14 protein-coding genes and 1 pseudogene are annotated in these 18,483 nt (G+C 69.1%); 9 read left to right on the top strand and 6 right to left on the bottom strand.

Features of this window, described 5'->3' with window-relative positions:
- Positions 1-24: 24 nt before the first annotated feature.
- A complete protein-coding gene (locus ACODNG_RS13760; protein ID WP_434521762.1) occupies positions 25-1,107 on the bottom strand; it encodes an NAD(P)/FAD-dependent oxidoreductase in 1,083 nt (360 codons plus the stop codon).
- Between the two features lie 347 nt (positions 1,108-1,454).
- Here ACODNG_RS13760 and ACODNG_RS13755 point away from each other — a divergent pair, with 347 nt between their 5' ends.
- The 5 genes and pseudogenes from ACODNG_RS13755 (at position 1,455) to ACODNG_RS13735 (ending at position 6,811) form a co-directional block, all read left to right on the top strand.
- The gene (locus ACODNG_RS13755) at positions 1,455-3,170 is read left to right on the top strand and encodes an L-lactate permease (protein WP_434521761.1); all 1,716 of its coding nucleotides are present in this window, start codon (positions 1,455-1,457) and stop codon (positions 3,168-3,170) included.
- A gap of 1 nt (position 3,171) precedes the next feature.
- On the top strand, positions 3,172-3,354 hold the full coding sequence (locus ACODNG_RS13750) for a hypothetical protein (protein WP_434521760.1): 183 nt from the start codon (positions 3,172-3,174) through the stop codon (positions 3,352-3,354).
- Positions 3,355-3,571: 217 nt separating this feature from the next.
- Positions 3,572-4,918: an OFA family MFS transporter gene (locus tag ACODNG_RS13745; protein ID WP_434521759.1), complete on the top strand. Its 1,347-nt coding sequence runs from the start codon at positions 3,572-3,574 to the stop codon at positions 4,916-4,918.
- A gap of 53 nt (positions 4,919-4,971) precedes the next feature.
- A pseudogene (locus ACODNG_RS13740) lies at positions 4,972-5,740 on the top strand (pirin family protein).
- 546 nt (positions 5,741-6,286) lie between these two features.
- Complete coding sequence (locus ACODNG_RS13735) at positions 6,287-6,811, top strand: hypothetical protein (protein ID WP_434521758.1); 525 nt, start codon at positions 6,287-6,289, stop codon at positions 6,809-6,811.
- Between the two features lie 10 nt (positions 6,812-6,821).
- Here ACODNG_RS13735 and ACODNG_RS13730 read toward each other — a convergent pair whose 3' ends face one another.
- Positions 6,822-7,862: a succinylglutamate desuccinylase/aspartoacylase family protein gene (locus ACODNG_RS13730; protein WP_434521757.1), complete on the bottom strand. Its 1,041-nt coding sequence runs from the start codon at positions 7,860-7,862 to the stop codon at positions 6,822-6,824.
- A gap of 129 nt (positions 7,863-7,991) precedes the next feature.
- Between ACODNG_RS13730 and ACODNG_RS13725 the strand changes: the two genes are divergently transcribed.
- Both ACODNG_RS13725 and ACODNG_RS13720 read left to right on the top strand, forming a co-directional pair.
- Positions 7,992-9,347: a RimK/LysX family protein gene (locus tag ACODNG_RS13725; protein WP_434521756.1), complete on the top strand. Its 1,356-nt coding sequence runs from the start codon at positions 7,992-7,994 to the stop codon at positions 9,345-9,347.
- Positions 9,348-9,426: 79 nt separating this feature from the next.
- Positions 9,427-9,873 carry a hypothetical protein gene (locus tag ACODNG_RS13720; RefSeq protein WP_434521755.1) on the top strand — a complete coding sequence of 149 codons (447 nt, stop codon included), beginning with the start codon at positions 9,427-9,429 and terminating at the stop codon, positions 9,871-9,873.
- A 307-nt stretch (positions 9,874-10,180) separates the two neighbouring features.
- Here ACODNG_RS13720 and ACODNG_RS13715 read toward each other — a convergent pair whose 3' ends face one another.
- Entirely contained in the window at positions 10,181-10,798 is a 618-nt protein-coding gene (locus ACODNG_RS13715) for a DNA-3-methyladenine glycosylase family protein (protein WP_434521754.1), read from the bottom strand.
- Between the two features lie 108 nt (positions 10,799-10,906).
- On the opposite strand from ACODNG_RS13715, the gene ACODNG_RS13710 reads away from it, so the two are divergent.
- Complete coding sequence (locus tag ACODNG_RS13710; RefSeq protein WP_434521753.1) at positions 10,907-12,940, top strand: 3-hydroxyacyl-CoA dehydrogenase NAD-binding domain-containing protein; 2,034 nt, start codon at positions 10,907-10,909, stop codon at positions 12,938-12,940.
- A 554-nt stretch (positions 12,941-13,494) separates the two neighbouring features.
- Here ACODNG_RS13710 and asd read toward each other — a convergent pair.
- Positions 13,495-14,541 (bottom strand): aspartate-semialdehyde dehydrogenase, encoded by a 1,047-nt coding sequence (gene asd, locus ACODNG_RS13705; RefSeq protein WP_434521752.1) that lies wholly within the window; start codon positions 14,539-14,541, stop codon positions 13,495-13,497.
- Positions 14,542-14,705: 164 nt separating this feature from the next.
- Here asd and ACODNG_RS13700 point away from each other — a divergent pair, with 164 nt between their 5' ends.
- Entirely contained in the window at positions 14,706-16,391 is a 1,686-nt protein-coding gene (locus ACODNG_RS13700) for a Na+/H+ antiporter NhaC family protein (RefSeq protein ID WP_434521751.1), read from the top strand.
- Positions 16,392-16,675: 284 nt separating this feature from the next.
- Here ACODNG_RS13700 and ACODNG_RS13695 read toward each other — a convergent pair whose 3' ends face one another.
- Positions 16,676-17,761: a hypothetical protein gene (locus ACODNG_RS13695; RefSeq protein WP_434521750.1), complete on the bottom strand. Its 1,086-nt coding sequence runs from the start codon at positions 17,759-17,761 to the stop codon at positions 16,676-16,678.
- Complete coding sequence (locus ACODNG_RS13690) at positions 17,758-18,405, bottom strand: hypothetical protein (protein WP_434521749.1); 648 nt, start codon at positions 18,403-18,405, stop codon at positions 17,758-17,760. Before ACODNG_RS13690 ends, ACODNG_RS13695 begins: the two co-directional genes overlap by 4 nt.
- Positions 18,406-18,483 lie beyond the last annotated feature (78 nt).

The following is an 18,483-nucleotide window of genomic DNA, read 5'->3' as shown; positions in this document are numbered from 1 at the left end:
ACCGCGGCGTCGCCGGCCGTTCTTTTAAATCCCGTACGCGACGCGTTCGCCGACGTCGAGTCCGTTCGCGAGCGCGGCGTGGAGCCGTCCCTCGCCCGCGACCCAGTCGCCGAGGAGGTACAGCCCCGCGTCGCGCGCCGAGTCGACCGGTCCGCGGTCGACGCCGCCCTCGGGGAGCGCGTAGCGCCACCCCTGGTGGTCGGTCCAGGCGGGGTCGGCCAGCCGCTCGTCGCCGACGATATCGGCGGCGTGTTCCGCGAGCGCGGCGACGTTCTCGGCCGGGTCGTCGTCGTAGCGCGCCGCCGACCACGCGTCGTTCGCCTGGACGACCAGCAGCGTCTCCCCCTCGGGAACGTGGCCGGCCTTACACTCCTCGCGGGCGATCCAGCCGACCGCGTGCTCCTTGTCGGTGTTGACGAGCGCGTAGTAAGGGACGTCGAGCGCAAACGGGTAGCGCAACACCGCGGTCCAGACGCTGCCGTACTCGACTCCCCCGACCGCCTTGACGAGCGTCTCGCGGAGCGGGTCGTCCCACTCGGCCGTTCGCAGCAGTTTGGCCGTCTGCGGGGCCGGCGGATTCAGGAGGAGCACGTCGAACGGCCCGTGCGTCTCGCCGTCGGCGTCGCCGAGTTCCCACCGACCGTCGTCGCCGCCACCGTCCGCTGCGCCGCCGCCTCCACCCGGACTGTCGATCCGCCGAACCGTCTCGACGCGAGTCCGCCGGTGAACGGTCGCGTCGGTGCGGCCGAACAGGCGCTTCGCTATCTGGGTGAGTCCCCGCCGGTAGCTCCACTTGTGTCCGTCGGCGTCGCGGCCGGGGGACACCACCCCGTCGGCTTCGAAGGTGTACACCGGCTCCGTCACGTCGACGAGCCCCTCGTCGTCGAGCGTCTCGGTGATCAGTTCGACGACGCGGTCGTCGTCGCTTTTCAGGTAGTTCGCCCCGTAGTCGTACGTGAGTTCGTTGCGGCGGCGGGTCGCCGCGCGCCCGCAGAGACCGCCGGACTTCTCCAGCACGGTCACGTCCGCGTCGGGCACGGCCCCGTCGACCACGAACGCCGCCGCGGCCGCTCCCGCGCCCGCGCCGACGATGCCTACGTCTGTCACACCGATCGTTGCGGTCCGACCCACTTAATCGGTCGCGTGCGGTTCCACGCCGGACGAGCGACCGTTCCGGTGGTCGGTTCGTTCGAACTTCGGGGTTCCCTCGAGCGCGAATCGATCCCGAACAATGACCGTAATAGAACACCTATTACATGACCCTATAGAAATGAATCTTCCCAACACGTCTGGTTCGTATTATGGGCACTCTTTTGTAAAATACTCAGGATTGATTCGATGTCAGTCAATGAAGTCGAGTAAATCTGTGTGGACGATCGATCAGACGGGGGGATTCTCGAACGCGGACCGGCGGCTCGCCCGATCACGGAGCGGTACGCCGCCGTCGACCGGGGGTGTCCGCCTTGCTGCCAGTTAACGCGACGTACGCCGCGCTGGCGCTGTTGCCGCTGGCGCTACTGCTTTTCACGCTCGTCGTGCTGCGCTGGCGGGCTCACGAGGCCGCGTCGGTCGGGATGTTCGCAGCGGCCGGCGTCGCGGTGGCGGCGTACGGCCTGCCGGTCGAGGCGCTGTCGGTCGCGAGCGCGAAGGGGGTGTGGGACGCGGTGTTCGTCCTCTACGTCATCCTCCCCGCGCTCGTGTTCTATCACGTGATCGACCGGGCCGACGGGTTCGAGGCGCTCCGCACCCGGATCACGGCGTTCACCGACAACGAGCTGTTCCTCGTGTTGGCGTTCGGCTGGGTGTTCGTCTCGTTCATGCAGTCGATCTCCGGGTTCGGAACGCCCATCGTCGTGGTGGCGCCGCTGCTGCTGGCGCTCGGCGTGAAGCCGGTGTACTCGGTCGCGATCCCGCTCATCGGCCACGCGTGGGCGAACACCTTCGGCACGCTCGGCGTCGCGTGGCTGGCGCTGGTCCAGGTCACGGAGATGGAAAGCGTCGCGGTCACGGCGCTCGCGCTCGGCGTCCTGCTGTGGATCCCCAATCTCGTCGCCGGGTTCTCGATCGCCTGGATCTACGGCCGGATGGAGGCGGTGCGGTACGCCGCCCCGATGATCCTGATCGTCTCGCTCATCCACGGCGGCGGCCAGCTGGCCGCGGTGACCGTCATCCCGCCGGAGTTCGCGAACTTCTTCGCGGCGACGGTGGGGTTGCTCGCGCTCGCGCCGCTCGCGGCGTGGGACCGGTACGCCAGCGCGACCGACGCGATCGAAAACCGGCTCGTGATGACCGAGGGCCTGACTCCCGCCGCCGACGTCGACGGAGACGGGACCGGGGCGGTCGCCGACGGCGGCGTGGCGACGGCCGCCGACGCGGCCGCGCCCGACGACGACCTGATGAGCCTGCCGCTCGCGGCGCTGCCGTTCGCCGTACTCGCCGCGATCGCACTCGTCACCGCCGTCGTCACCCCGCTCGGCGACGCGCTCGGGAGCCTCCAGGTCGGCCTGAGCTTCCCCGAGATCGCGACGGGACTCGGCGTCGTGACCGAGGCGGCCGCGCCGTACGACCCCTTCGCGCCGCTGACGCATCCGGGCACCTTCCTGCTGGCGAGCGCCCTCGTCGCCTTCCTCGTCTACCGTCGGAAGGGGCACTACGAGGCGGCCGTGAATCGGGCCGACGAGCCGCGGACCGGCTTCTCGCGGGCCGTGTTGGCGACGGCGATCCCGGCGTCTATCGCGGTCGTCTCCTTCCTCGTGATGGCGAAGGTGATGGACCACAGCGGCCAGGTGCTCGTCCTCGCCGAGAGCGTCGCGAGCGTCGCGACGACGAACACCTACGGGTTCCTCTCGCCGCTCATCGGGTCGCTCGGCGCGTTCATGACGTCGAGCAACACGGCGTCGAACATCCTCTTCGGCGGTCTCCAACAGCAGACCGCCGCGCAGCTCGGCGGGCTCTCCGAGCCGCTGATCCTGGCCGGGCAGAGCGCGGGCGGCGCGATCGGGAACGCGATCTCGCCCGGCAACGTCATCCTCGGCACGACCGCGGCCGGAATCGTCGGTCGCGAGGGCGACGTGCTCCGCGTGACGATCCCGTGGGTCGCCGCGGTCGGCGCACTCGTCGGACTCGCAATCGTCTCGCTGAACGCCGCCGGACTGCTGGGGGTGGCCTGAGATGAGCGTCCTGCGCCGGTACACGCTGGCGTTTCTCCTCATGGCGCTGTCGCTGCCGCTGATCAGCTACGGCGCGTCGGTGGGGATGGTCGTCGCGTGGGCCGCGGGGCTCGGGATGCTGTTCGGTGGCGGGCTCGTTCCGCCCGCGGTGCGGTTCGCGGCCGAGGACCCGGACGCGATCTGAGCCGCGCACCTCGTCGTACGGCTCGTCGCGTGCGGTTCGGACCGCACCGTCGCGGTCGAAGCAAGAACGACCGCAACGACGCGTTTTAGTCGAGTGGAGCGAGGAGTAGGGACACGAAGCCACGACTGTGGGCCGACCGCGCCGCGCGTCGACCTCGCAACCGCAGATCGAACGGATCACATGACACGGACCAACAGCACGCGGCCGACGAACGACGATGGGTAGCGACGAATCGGACGGCTCGACCGCCGAGACGGATGAGACCGGAGCGGCCGGCGGCGTCGACTACGCCGCGCGGGCGGCCGACGTCCTCGGCTTCTCCCGGTGGTGGCAGATCGCCGCCGCGGCCGGGATGATGGCCGCGGTGAGCCCGTACCAGTACGTCTGGTCGTCCATCGAGCAGCCGCTGGCGGACAGCCTCGACATCGCGCTGCCGGCGCTGGGCGCGGTGTTCTCGTTTTACGTGGTGTTCCAGTCGCTCTCGCAGTTCCCCGCGGGGAAGTGGCGCGACAGCCGCGGACCGGGCGCGCTCACGTTCCTCGCCGCGCTTCTGGCCGGCGGGGGGTACATCGGACTGGCGTACGCGACGAGCCTCTGGCAGCTGTACCTGCTGTACTCGCTTGGCGCGGTCGGCGTGGGAATCGTCTACACCGTCGCGGTCAACACCGCGGTCAAGTGGTTCCCCGACCGGACGGGGCTGACGACCGGCGTCGGGACGATGGCGTTCGCCGCCGGAAGCGCCCTGGTCGTTCCGTACGTCCGCGCGAACGCGACCGTGGCGGCGTACAGCGACGTGCTCCGTAACATCGGGATCGGCATCCTCGTCGTGACGCTCGTCGGCTCGTTCCTCCTCCGGGATCCGCCGACGGACTGGCTGGACCGCGAGAGCGATACCGATGGCGATGACAGCGACGACGAGGGGCTCGCCGCGTCGATCCGCGGCCGCAACTACTCCACGCGCGAGATGCTCTCGACGTGGCAGTTCTGGCTGCTGTACGCGATGTTCATCGCGATGGCGAGCGCCGACCTCCTCGTCATCGCGAACGTGGTCCGGTTCGCGGAGAACTTCGGGCTGGCGGCGCTCATCGCGACGCTCTCCGCGACCCTCCTCCCCGTCGCCGCGGGCGTCTCGCGGATGATCCTGGGCGAGGCGATAGACCGGTTCAGCCGCAAGCACGTGATGGCCGGGTCGTTCCTCCTCGCCGGGCTGTTCCGGATCGGGCTGGTGGGCGCCGGCGAGGCCGGTAATGGCGCCGTCTTCGTCGCGTTCGTGCTCGGCGCGATGTTCTTCTCCTCGCCGCTGTACGTCTTCTTCCCGTCGCTGCTCGCCGACTACTTCGGCGCGGCCAACTCCTCCGGCAACTACGCGGTCCTGTACACCGCGAAGGTCGGTGGCGGCGTCTTCTCCGGCACCGTCGCCGGCTACCTCGTCGCGACGCTCGGCTGGACCCCGACGTTCACGCTGGGCGGCGGGCTGGCGGTCGCTGCGGGGCTGGCGGTGTACGTCCTCCGCCCGCCGAGCGGGTCCGGGCTGGAAACCACCGAGCCGGCGGCCGCGGACTGACGCCGCTCGCCGCCACCGGGCGCCTTTTTGCCGGCGCGCACCTACATAGGGCAATGGAACACACCGCCGCCGCGACCGACGACAACCTCTTTCCCGCGCCTCGCTCCGAGGTCTTTCAGGACCAGGGGAAGTTCCGCACTCGCTTCAACTTCCCGGGCCGGAACCTGCCGGACGGCGACGACCACGGGTACGGCCCCCTCTCGACGGTCGTCGAGTCGTTCATGGACCCCGGCACGCTGATCCGGATCGCACCAGCACCGCGACGAGGAGATCGTCTCGTGGGTGCCCGCCGGCGTGATGCGCCACGACGACCGCGAGGGCAACGAGCTGGTCACCGACTCGGAACACCTCCTCGTGATGAACGCGGGCGCAGGGTTCTGGCACGCCGAGGAGACGCTCGCGGACGACCCGCCGCTCCGGATGCTCCAGATCTTCGTCCGCCCGCAGGAGGTGGGTCTGGAACCCGGCATCCAGCACGGGCCGCTCCCGGACCCCGAGCCGAACGAGTGGCGTCGCGTGTTCGCGCCCGCGGGATCCGACCACCCCTTCACCGTGCGCAACGCGGTCGACTGCTACGACGTTCGCCTCGACGCGGACGCGGGCGCGACGCTTCCCGATATCGAGGGACGCGACGCCTACGTGTACGTCTTCGAGGGCGCAGTCGATGTCGACGGCGTCGACCTCGACGAGACGGAGAGCGTCCTGTGGACCGGCGACGGCGCGCCGCCGACCGTGACTGCGGGCGACGAGGGCGCGACCGTCGTGGCGTTCCTCGTCGACCCCGACGCGCCCGTGACGCGACAGGGGACGATCGGGCGATAGGGGCGACAAGACCGATACGGGAGTCTGTGAATCGGACCAGCGGAAACGATGTGGTATTTAAACATTCGTCAGCGGCGGCGACAATATCTTATAAAGAACGGTGCGGTGGCGCGTGCCTCCGAGCGCCCAGCGGGCGCGAGGAGCGCCGCGCCAGCGACGAGGCTGGGGAGGTGTGAGGCTGCGGTGCTGTGCTGGGCGGGGCGGGACTCAAAGGGGCAGTCGCGAGGGCGGCGCAGGCGAAGTAAGCACCGCAGCGAGCAGCGCGAGCGAGGAGCACAGCGAGCGTGCGCCGCCCTCGCGACTGGGGCTTTGGAGATGTTCGTCGCCGATCCGCCCAGCAACAGTTTATAAGCGAGCAGCTGGGGCTTTGGTGGTGTTCTCTGTTGGTCCACAGTTGACTATTTATAAGTAAGCGACTGGGACGTTGGAAGAACTCACCGGAGAGCCGTTATTCACTTATAAACAGCCAACAGAGACGACCAATTCAACTTATAAATCCACGTCAAGTCGGAAAGGCTCAACTCCCGGCCCGACAAACCCCGAGCCATGCGCACCCCGCTCGCGGCCGCCGGACTCGTCGCGCTCGGCGTCCTCCTGATGGCGAACCCCCTGTTCCTCCCCGTCACGGTCGGGGAGCCGGACCCCGCGTACACCCACACGGTCCAGCCGGTGACCGAGGGGTCGGTCGCCGGCTTCGAGTCCCCCGCGACCGGCGAGGGGAACGGGTCGAACGCGTCGGACGCGGTCGTCGCGTACGCCGACCTGGCCCCCGACGCGCGGGCGGCGTTCGACCGCGCTCGCGACGCCCCGGAGGGCGGCTTCGGCGTCGAGGACCCGGCCGAGCGCGTCGACTCGCTGCCGTACCCGACAGAGCCGACGCTCGGCGACGGACTGCTGATCGTCGAGTACGACGGCGAGCGGTACGAGTTCTGGACCCGAACCGTCGAGCGCGAGCCGGGCGCCGTCGTCGCGCAGCGGACGCTGCTCCAGCCCGTCGCGTTCCTCGTTGGCTTCCTCGCGGTCGTCGCCGGCGCCGCAGTCGGGCTTCGGGGGCGACTCGGCGGGGACTGACGAGTCCGCCCTACTCCGAGACCGTCGGCGTCGGCTGTCCGACCGGCTCGGGGGCGTCGCCCGCCTCGATCGCCCGCCGGGTCGACTCGTCGATCTCGACGAGGTGACACAGCGGGTTGCCGGGGTAGACGACCGGGTTCTCCAAGAGACCGATCAGGAGACCGGTGAAGGGCGCCTCGATCGCGACCGCGTCCTCCTTGAACGGGTTGGTGATCGTCGCGATGCGCTCGCCTTCGCGGACGAGCGACCCGCTCTCGAAGTGGGTGTCGACGATACCGCCGGAGTCGGCGCGCAGCCACGTCTTCTCGCCCGCGCCGGCGACGATCGTGCGCCAGCCGGGCCAGCGAACCGTAGTCTCCAAGAGACCGTACTCCGCGAAGACGGAGCGGACACCGGCGAGCGCGTCGTCGATCAGCGGGCGCTGGAACCGGTGGGCCTCGCCCATCTCGATCGTGATCGTCGGGATGCCGTCGTCGGTGGCCTCGCCGCGGAGGGTGCCGCCCGGGCCGTCGCTGTCGATGACAACCTTCGAGCCGAACGCCATCGCGAGGCGGTAGACCTCCTCGTCGGTCATGTCGGCCCGGACGTGGAGCATGTTCGTCCGCCCGCGGGTGGAGGTGTGGAAGTCGAGTCCGAAGTCGCACGGCGCGATGAAGTTCGTGTAGATCTGGTGGGCCATCCGCTTCGAACTGGTCGATCCGCGTTTCCCGGGGAACGACCGGTTCAGGTCGCGGTCGTAGACGGGGAGGTAGCGCTGCTGGGCGAGGAAGCCGGGGACGTTGAGGACGGGGAGACAGACCAGGGTGCCCGAAAGCGCCGAGAGGTCCCACTCGTGGGCGACCTCGCGGACGACCTCGATCCCGTTGAGTTCGTCGCCGTGGGCGGCGGCGGTGAGGTACGCGGTCGGCCCGTCGCGCTCGCCGTTGACGATGGTGACCGGGATCCGCACCGGGTCGCCCAGGTACGTCTCGCTGATCCCGTAGCGGATGTTCTGCGTCTCGCCGGGCGGTACAGCCCCGCCGTTGTACGTGAACGCCCGGTCGTCGCTCATGCCGGAGCGGAACACGGCGGCGGGTATATATATGGCGACCCGACGGTTCGGGGGCGGCACGGCGGTTCGGAGGCGATAGCCGTCGAACCGATCGGCGCGTCTTTTATCTCGGCCCACGCAGGGACGCGTATGAGTTCGGACTCGGTTCGGGTGGGAGTGCTGTCGCTACACAACAGCAAGGAGACGAAGGCGATCTGCAACGCGGTCGAGGACCTCGGCCACGAGCCGGTGTGGCTCCGCGAGGAGAACGCCGCGGTCAGCGTCGAGGATGGCGACGTGTCGGTCGAACCCGCGGTCGACGTGATCGCGAACCGCCTGCTCGTGTCGAACACCGACCAGCCCGCGGAGCTGCTGGGGCTGGCGGCGACGTTCGAGCGCATTCGACCGATGTTGAACAAGCCGAACGCGGTGCTGGCGTCGATCCACAAGTTCGCCACGGCCGCGACGCTCGCCGACTGGAACATCCGCGTACCGGACGCGCTGCTCGCGCTGTCGAACGACCGCCTCAACGAGGACCGGGAGCGGTTCGGCGACGTGGGGGTGTACAAGACCGCGATCGGTACCCACGGCGGCGGGACGTGGAAGGTCGACCTCACGGAGCGTGTGAACCCGAAGGTGGGCAATCGACAGGCGTTCCTCCAGCAGCTCATCGACCGCGACGACGAGAAGCACCGCGACCTCCGGGTGTACGTCGTCGGCGACGAGATCGTCGGCTCGATGTACCGCTACGCGCCCGAGGGCGACTGGCGCACCAACGTCGCGCTCGGCGGCGCGGTCGAGGACGCCACCGACGACATGCCCGAGGAGGCGGCCGACACCGCCCTCTACGCGGCCGAGGTGATGGGGCTGGACTACGCCGGCGTCGACCTCGTCGAGGGGTACGACGGCTGGTACGTGCTGGAGGTGAACCCCACCGCGGGGTTCAAAGGCCTCTTCGAGGCGACCGGCACCAGCCCCGCGCCGTACATCGCGAGGCTCGCGATCGAGACGGTCGGCGGCGAGGTGGACGACGACGCGGTCGAGCGCGTCGCCGCCGCGCTCGATGACTCGCGGCCCTCCTGCGCGCCGGCGCCGAAGCCGACCTCAACGGAGCAGCCCGACATCGGCTACATCGAGGAGGTCGTCGTCACCGGCACCTCCGGCTCCACGCAGGCGCTCGCGAAGTCGGACACGGGCGCGACCCGGACGAGCATCGACACCCAGCTGGCCGCCGAGATCGGCGCCGGCCCGATCAAGAGCATGACGCGCGTCAAGTCGGGCAGCGTGAAGGGCGGGAAGGCCCGCCCCGTCGTCGACCTCGTCATCGGCATCGGCGGGAACCAGCACACGGTCACCGCGAGCGTCGAGGACCGTGGACACATGGAGTACCCGCTCCTCCTCGGCCGCGACATCCTCACCGACTACCGGGTCGACGTCCGGCGGCGCGCGGACACCGACGAGGCGGAGCGCGACGAGACGGGGGAAATACTGGAAGAGGAGGAGTGACGCCGGCCTCTCGTCACCGGGGCGAACGCTGAGACCGCGTAACGAAGATATAAGACCGAGGGTGTCAATGGCACGGCATATGGTGAAGAGCACGGTTCGGTTTCCGGAACCGGTGGTCGAGGAGATCAAATCGCTCGTCGACGACGGGCAGTTCGAGAGCAAGTCGGAGTTCTACCGCTTCTCGGCCGACTACGTGCTCTCCCGGACGCTCGACGAGTACGAGCCGGAGACGATCGACTACGAGGCGATCGAGGCGGAGGTGATCCCGGACGCGGAGCGGGAACTCGGCGGCGACCGCGACACGGACGGGCCGCCGTTCTTCGAGTCCGTCGCGTTCGTGCGGAAGCTCGCGCTCCGCGGGAAGTTCAGCGACGCCGAGGACTTCATCGACCACCAGTACGTCCCGGGCGACCGGCACGCCGTCCTGCTCGAAGATATCCTCCGGCTGTACCGCGAGGACACGGCGGGCGACGACCGGTCGCCGGCGTCCGAACGCGAAGGGGATCCGACGACTCGAAACCGATAACTCGGTCGACACCGCTCAGCGCGCATGAACGCCGTCACGCTCGAACGAACTCGAACCTGTATTCGGTGCCACGAACGGTTCACCGAACCGGCGGGAACCGTCACGTCGCATCTGCGATGACTGCCCGGGCCGCAGGCCGGGAGCGTCCTTCGGCGCGGCGGGCGGGAACGTCGTGGACCGCGACCGGGAGCGGTCGTGTATCCGATGTGGGGGGCGGTTTCTCAAAGTGCCGGGCGAGATATCGCGGCTCTGTCGGTCGTGCGATCCGGACCACGTCGTCCTCGACTGACGCCGAGCCGCCGCCGGGCTACGACTCGTACTCGGCCCAGATGTACCGCGTCCCGTAGCTCCGGTACGGCCGCCACGCCTCGCCGATCTCGCGCATCTCCGCGCGCGACAGCTCCTCGTCGTCGTTGTAGGTCTGCTCGATCCCCTTCCGCACCGCGAGGTCGCCCAGCGGCAGCACGTCCTCGCGGCCGAGCGCGAAGATGAGGTACATCCGCGCGGTCCACGCGCCGACCCCGTGAATCTCGGTGAGCGCGTCGACGACCGCCTCGTCGCTCAGGTCCGCCAGCCCCTCCCGGGTGAAGTCACGCTCGTCGTCGCGGAAGGCCGCGGCGACGTTCCGCAGGTACTCGACCTTCGTGCCGCTGAGTCCGGCCTCGCGCAGGGCCGACTCGTCTGCGTCGAGGACGCGGTCGGGCGTCGGCTTGCCGCCCAGCACGTCCACGAACCGCTCGCGGATGGCCGCCGCGGAGGCTGTCGAGAGCTGCTGGTTCACGATCGAGGTACAGAGGCGACCGAACTCGTCGTCCGCGGGCGCGACGTCGAGCGGACCGTGTCGGTCGATCAGCGCCGCCATCGTCGGGTCCTCTCGAAGCACTTCGGTGACCGACGCGTTCGCGCCGTCGACTCCGTCGTCCATACAGAATCGACGGGACCGCACGCACGAGTACGTTCGGTTCCCTTCCGACCTGCCTCCTCTCCCTCCCAGCCGCCCGAATAAACTCACCGCGCGTTTTGGGTTTGGAAGATGGAAACGTTCAACCATGACGGTTCCGACCCTCAGGTATCGCAGCTCGAAGACGTCCAGCGCGTGACGGTGCTCGGCGCCGGAAACATGGGACACGGGATCGCGGAAGTGGCCGCGCTCGCCGGCTACGACGTGTCGCTCCGCGACATCAACGACGAACTCGTCCAAGAGGGGTACGACCAGATCGAGTGGTCGCTCGGCAAGCTCGCGGAGAAGGACCGGATCGGTGACGACGAGGCGGACGCGGCGCTCGACCGCGTCGAGGCGTTCGTCGACCTCGAAGCCGCGCTCGACGGCGCCGACGTCGTCGTCGAGGTCGTCCCCGAGAAGATGCCGATCAAGAAGGACGTGTACGACGAGGTCGTCGAGCACGCGCCCGAGGAGGCCGTCTTCGTCACCAACACCTCCAGCCTCTCTATCACCGAACTGTCGGAGGTCACCGACCGCCCCGAGCGCTTCTGCGGGATCCACTTCTTCAACCCGCCGGTGCGGATGGACCTCGTCGAGGTCATCTCCGGGAAACACACGAGCGACGAGACGCTCGACCTGATCGAGGGACTGGCGGAGTCGATGGGGAAGACCCCCGTCCGCGTCCGGAAGGACAGCCCCGGCTTCATCGTCAACCGCATCCTCGTTCCCCTGATGAACGAGGCGGCGTGGATCGTCGAGTCCGGCGACGCGGACATCGAGACGGTCGACTCCACGACGAAGTTCGACATGGGTCTCCCGATGGGGTCGTTCGAACTCGCCGACCAGGTCGGCATCGACGTGGGCTACCACGTGCTGGAGTACATGCACGAGGTGCTCGGCGACGCCTACCGCCCCTGTCCGCTGCTCGGTGAGAAGGTCGAGGCGGAGAACCTCGGCAAGAAGACCGGCAAGGGGTTTTACGACTACGAGGACGGCGACGGCGCCCAGATCCCGAGCGACGCGATCGACGCTGACGTCCGGCGCCGCCTGCTCGCGGTGATGGCCAACGAGACGGCCGGGCTGATCGGCAACGACGTGGCCGACGTCGACGACATCGACGAGGCGGTCAAGCTCGGCGCCGGCTTCCCCGACGGCCCGGCGAAGCTGGCCGACGCCGAGGGACTCGACAGCTTAGTCGAGACGCTCGACACCCTCGCCGAGGAGACCGGCGAGGCGCGCTACGAGGCGACCGACTACCTGCGCGAGGCCGCAAAATCCGGCGGGTTCCGCGGCGGCGACGCGAGCGGCGCGGACGACGCGGGCGACGCCGAGGGCGGCGCCGACTACGAGGTGCTGAACGTCGAGGTCGACGAGCGCGTCGGCCACGTCGAGATCGACCGCCCGCACCGGATGAACACGATCAGCGGCGAGGTGCTCGACGAGCTCGCCGACGCGATCGATCGACTGGACGCCGACGACGACGTGCGGGCGATCCTGCTCTCGGGCGCCGGCGACCGCGCCTTCTCCGCGGGCGCGGACGTCCAGAGCATGGCCGCCGGCGGCGCGGACCCGATCCACGCCGTCGAGCTCTCCCGACAGGGCCAACAGACGTTCGGCAAGCTGGAGGAGTCCGACAAGCCCGTCGTCGCCGCTATCGACGGCTACTGCCTCGGCGGCGGGATGGAGCTGGCGACCGCCGCGGACATGCGGATCGCCTCCGAGCGCTCCGAGCTGGGCCAGCCCGAACTCGACCTCGGCCTGCTCCCGGGGTGGGGCGGCACGCAGCGGCTCGCCCGGATCGTCGGCGAGGGGCGCGCGAAGGAGATCATCCTCACCGCCGACCGCTACGACGCCGAGACGATGGCCGACTACGACTTCGTCAACGAGGTCGTCCCGGACGACGAGCTCGACGACCGTGCGCGGGAGCTGGCCGAGCAGCTGGCGGGCGGCCCGCCGATCGCACAGAAGTACACGAAGCGCGCGATCCACGCCGGTCGGACCGACAACGAGGCCGGACTGGAGGTCGAGTCGATGGGATTCGGCCACGTGATGAACACCGACGACCTCATGGAGGGGGTCACGGCGTTCATGGGCGACGGCGAGCCGGAGTTCGAAGGGAAGTAATACGCGAGCGGGTCGGGCGTGGGGGTGGATATCGCTGCCTCGGCGACCGGTTATTGATAAACGGATGACAGCGGAGCGGCGGCGGACACTGTCGGGGTCCCAGCTTCTCGGCCGGACGACGGTGAGCCTTTTAAATCACTGATCGACACGAACACCACCGAAGCCCCAGCCGCGAGGCGGGCGCACACTCGCTGCGCTCCTCGGTCGCTCGCGTTGCTCCCTCCCTGCGGTGCTTGCGTCGTCTGCGCCCGCCTCGCGGCTGCCCCTTCGAGTCCCACCCCGCACCGCAACCGCACCTCACGCCTCCCCAGCCTCGTCGGGCGGCCGGAGCGAAGCGGAGGCCGCCCGACTCCAGCGAGGGACCGAAGGTCCCTCTGGCAGCCGGCGCGTAGCGCCGGCGACCTCGCACGTGCTCCTCGTGGCCGCCAGAGGCGGCCACTCGGAGGCGCGCGCCACTGGGAAAGATCAGAATTCCGATCCGCGGTCCGGTCACTACCGATTATTTAAAAGAAGCCGCGGTCGGTGGAAACGACGTTTGCGGCCGAATCCGTGCCTTAGACGTACCCCTCCTCGACGAGCAGTTCGCCGTTGAGCAGGGAGGCGCCGGCCGCGCCGCGGATGGTGTTGTGCGCGAGGCAGTTGTACTTCGCGCCGGCGTCCGTGGACTGGACGCCGCCGGCGACGATCCCCATCCCGTCGGCGTACGTGCGGTCGAGGCGGGGCTGGGGGCGCTCCGGCTCGTCGTCGCCGAACACCTTGATCAGCTGGTCGGGCGAGCTGGGGAGGTCGCCGGCGCCCTCGAACGAGCGCATCGCCTCGCGGAGATCCTCGGGCGAGGGGTCCGCGGCGAACTCGGCGAAGACGTTCTCCAGGTGGCCGTCGAGCGTGGGGATCCGGTTACAGGAGGCTGCCACGTCGGCGTCGTGGAGCGCGACCTCGGCGCCGTCGAACTCGCCGAGCAGCTTGCGCGACTCCGTCTCCATCTTGTCCTCCTCGCCGCCGATGTGCGGGATGGCGTTGTCGATGATCTCCATCGAGGTGACGCCGGAGTAGCCGGCGCCCGAGACGGCCTGAAGCGTCGAGACGCGGACGCTTTCGAGGCCGAACTCGTCGATAGCGGCGAGCGTCGGCACCATCGTGATCGTCGAGCAGTTCGGGTTCTTCACGAGGGCACCGTCCCAGCCGCGCTCGTCGCGCTGGACCTCGATGAGATCGAGGTGGTCGGGGTTGATCTCGGGGATGGTGAGCGGCACGTCCGCCGCCATGCGGTCGTTCGAGGAGTTCGAGGAGACGACGTACCCCTCCGCTAAGAACGCCGGTTCGACCTCGGCGGCGACACCGGAGGGCAGCGAGGAGAAGAGGAGGTCCACGTCGTCGTCCGCGATCCCCGCGGGCGTCGTCTCCGCGACCTCCATCTCGGCGACGCTCTCCGGGATGGGCGTGTCGACGCGCCACTTGGCCGCCTCGCGGTAGGTCTTCCCCGCGCTCTCCGCGCTCGCGGTGACCGCTGCGAGGTCGAAGGTCGGGTGGTCGTCGAGCAACTGGATGAACCGCTGGCCCACGGCGCCCGTCGCGCCGAGGATGCCGACTCGGACTGACATTGCGCGTGGGTCCGTGGCAGGGACGTAAGTGCGTTCGGATAGGCGTCGATACCGCCGGTCACGGTCGACGTTACACCCACGGGTCGGCCCGATCCCGCCGCAGTCGCGCGTTCGGCTCCGGGAGGCGACACATTATAAATAGGGTTGCGTGGTATTACCACACTATGTCCGAGTTCGGCGTACTCTCGGTCGTCCCGCCGCTGCTCGCCATCGCGCTGGCGATCGTCACCCGCAAGGCGATCCTCTCGCTGTTCCTCGGCATCTGGTCCGGCGCCGTGATCTACACGGGTGGGCTCGGGATCGTCCAGACGTTCGACTGGATCGTCGCGGCGATCATCGCCGACGACGGGTTCCAGGCGACGATCCTCGTGTTCACGCTGCTGCTCGGCTCCGGCGTGGCCATGGTGTGGAACCTCGGCGGGACCTACGCGATCCGCGACTGGGCGATCGAACGCCTCGACACGCAGCGCAAGGCGGGACTGGCGGCGTGGGCCCTCGGACTCGTCCTCTTCTTCGACGACTACGCCAACACCGCCATCGTCGGCTCCGCGATGAAGGACGTCTCCGACAAGCTCCGGATCTCCCGCGAGAAGCTCTCGTACATCGTCGACTCGACCGCCGCACCTGTCGCCACGCTCGGCATCTCCTCGTGGGTCGCGTTCCAGCTGTCGCTGATCGACGAGGGGTACGCGGAGGCAGGGGTCGCCGAAGCGAACCGACCGAGCACCTTCGAGGTGTTCCTCTCCTCTATCCCGTTCAACATGTACGCGATCCTCGCGATCGCGATGGTCGCCATCGTTGTGCTGTGGGGCCGCGACTACGGCGAGATGCTGACGGCCGAACACCGGTCGTGGACGACCGGGCAGGTCACCCGCGAGGGGGCGGACCCGATGCAGGACGTGGCCGGCGAACTGGGCGAGCCGCCGGCGTCGACGCCGCGGCTGATCAACTTCTTCGCGCCGGTCGCCGTCCTGATCGCCGTCACGGTCGCGACCGCGTTCTGGTCGGGCGGCTTCGCGCCGACGGGCTTCCTGTCCGACTTCCTCGCGGCCGAGTTCGGGAGCGCGGGCGCCCGCCTCTGGGACGCCGTCATCGGCGCCGACTTCGCGACCGCCCTGATGATCGGCGCGTTCGGCATGGTGCTGTCCGGGTTCGTGCTCGGAAAGGTCTACCGAGTCTTCGGGTTCGGCGACGCGACGGAATACACGGTCGACGGGTTCGGGATCATGCTCACCGCGGTCTCCATCCTCGTGTTGGCGTGGGGGATCGGCGAGGTCATCTCCGCGCTGGAGACGGGCCAGTACGTCGCCGAGGCGACGGTCGGGACGGTCCCCCAGCCCGTCCTCCCGGCGCTCGTGATGGTCGTCGCCGGCTTCATCGCCTTCTCTACCGGGACCTCGTGGGGGACGATGGGGATCATGACACCCATCGCGGTCCCCATCGCCTGGGAGGTCACCGGGGGCGGCGCGGAGGGCCACACCCTCGTCGCGGTCATGGTCGGAGTCATCTTCTCGGGGGCGATATTCGGGGACCACAGCTCGCCCATCTCCGACACGACGGTGCTGTCCGCGACGTTCACCGGCGCGGACCTCATCGACCACGTCCGCACCCAGATCTACTACGCGGTCACCGTCGGGCTGGTCTCGGTGGCGCTGCTGCTCGTGTGGGGATTCTTCGGAATCCCGCCGTTCGTGTTGCTTCCGGTCGGCGTCCTGACGCTCGTGGCGCTCGTCTACCTCCTCTCCGAGTTCGACGCCGGGCGTCGCGGGATCGACCCCGTCTCGGTCTCGGAGCCGCAGACGGACGACGGCGAGCGCGTGGTCGTCGCCGGGGTCGAGCAGGACGACTGACCGCCGCGGACGGACCTTTTAAACACGCCGAGCGGCTACCGTCGAGCGCGCGCCATCAGTCCCCGCCCGAGTACTCCCCGATGGGAGCGATGACAGCGCGGAGAACCCAGGCGCGTCACACCGGTCGCTGACGCGACCCGCCCGTCGCCGCGCAGGCGACCGCCCGCCACGAGGGTTTCCCGGTCGACGCGGCACGCCGCCGGAGATGAGACCGGTCGTTAGTGTCGCGGGCGACATTCCGACATGTCCGAGAGCGCCGCGCATCCGAGAGCGCCTGCGATCGGCTACTCGGAGTCCCGCAACACCAGCGGGCCGATAGCGAGCGTCCGCTTCGCCAGCGTGAGGATCCGGAGGACGTAGGAGACGAAGAGCGTGAAGGGAAACAGCGTGACCGCGAACGCGGCCCCCACGACGAGCGTCACGTGGTCGATCCCGAGCGTCCGCCCCGGAAACGTTCCGGCGTCGACGACCGTGAGCATGAGACCCGCGACGACCAGCGCCGGTATCGCGGCGTAGAGAATCAGTCGCGAGAGGTCGATCAGCGCCCACTGGAAGTACAGGGTCTTGACGTGCTCGCGAGCGGGACCGAACAGCGACAGCGACTCCCGCAGCCCCGCGAGTAGGTCGCGTTCGTCGTCGCTGAGTGCGTCGCCGTGGTCGTCGACGATACGCTCGATCCGACCGATCTTCGGGCTGTAGTCGAAGTCGAGCGCGGCGAACACCACGTCGAATGAGCCGAACTCGGCGCCGTCGAGCTGGCCGCGCACGGTGTCGGCGTTTTCGGCGATCTCCGCGGCGAACTCGTCGACATCCGACCTGAGAGCGGCTCGGTCCGACCCGCTGTGATCGGCGTCGCGCTCACGAACCGATTCGCGGAGGGATCTGGCGCGGTCCGACGCGCTCCGGAGGATCGCGTCGAGGAACGTCGCGGGGTCCGTCGGCACCGGCGAGCCGGTCAGTTCCGCGACGGAGCTCCGGACCGAGAGCGTGTCGTTCATGCGCTCCTGCTGGTCGCCGAGCGGGCCGTTCTCCTGCGTGAGCACGAGCTGTCCGATCGTGACGACGAGCGTCGCCCCGGTGACGATCACCGTGATCATCGAAGCGAACAGCGTCTCGATCGGGTCGCTCGACCCGACCTTCTCGGCGAGAGACGGGGAGAACACGGCCGCCGCGGCGACGAACGCGGCGAAGAGAGCGAGCGTCAGGACCGCCGCGACGAGGACCCGGTTCGCGCGCAACAGCAGCCAGAGCTTCAGCCGGTTCTCTCCTGCGCGCTCGCGCATCGTGTCGGCGGTGTCGGTGTCGCTTTCGGCGTCGGGGCCGTCAGGGGCGTCGGAAGCGCTCGACGCCGGTTCGGTCGCTCCGCTCATCGCGGCTCGACGGTCACCGCGAGGTCGTCGACGTAGTGCGTCGCGTCTGCCTCCCAGATCACAGCGGTACCGACGGCGAGGTACAGCGTGTCCGTCGACAGCTCCGGGGTCGTCCACTCGAAGGCGTACTCGCGCCAGCCGTCGGCGAGCCACAGCGCGTCGCGGAGCCCGCCGTACGGCGTCTCCCCGAGGTCGGTCGTGTTGAGTCCGGGCTGCGGGAAGTCCTCCTCCGTCTCCGGCGGCTCCGGACCCAGCCGCATCAGCGCGTGCCGGATCGTGTTGAACGACTCCGACTCGCTCCAGAACTGGCCGCTCACCTCGATCCGGTACGAACCCCCGGACTCGACCGGGACCGGACGAACCGCCCACGTGACGCCGTCGTCGTAGTCGCCCTGGTTCCAGATTCGGAGCGACCGGTCTCCCGAGGCCGCCTCCGTCTCGGAGACGTCGACCTCCCAGTCGAACTCGTCGACATCGACCTCAGGACCGATCGCGGCGCCGGTCTCCCAGTCGCCGAGACCGTCCTCGAACCCCTCCTCAAAGACCGGCCCGTCGCCGCCGTCGGATTCCGTACATCCCGCGATTCCGGCGATACCGATCGCGCCGACTCCGACGCCCTTCCGGAGCAGCCCGCGTCGGTTCACGGCATCTCACGTCGGTTCATAACGAGGGATAGGATTCGCGAGCGACATATAAGTACGCAGGTGCTACGGGGGAGATCG

Source organism: Halorubrum sp. AS12 (assembly GCF_051122765.1).
Classification (GTDB): Archaea; Halobacteriota; Halobacteria; order Halobacteriales; family Haloferacaceae; genus Halorubrum; species Halorubrum trapanicum.
Note: the sequence above shows the minus strand (reverse complement) of the source record. Positions and strands in the feature narration are given on the sequence as shown.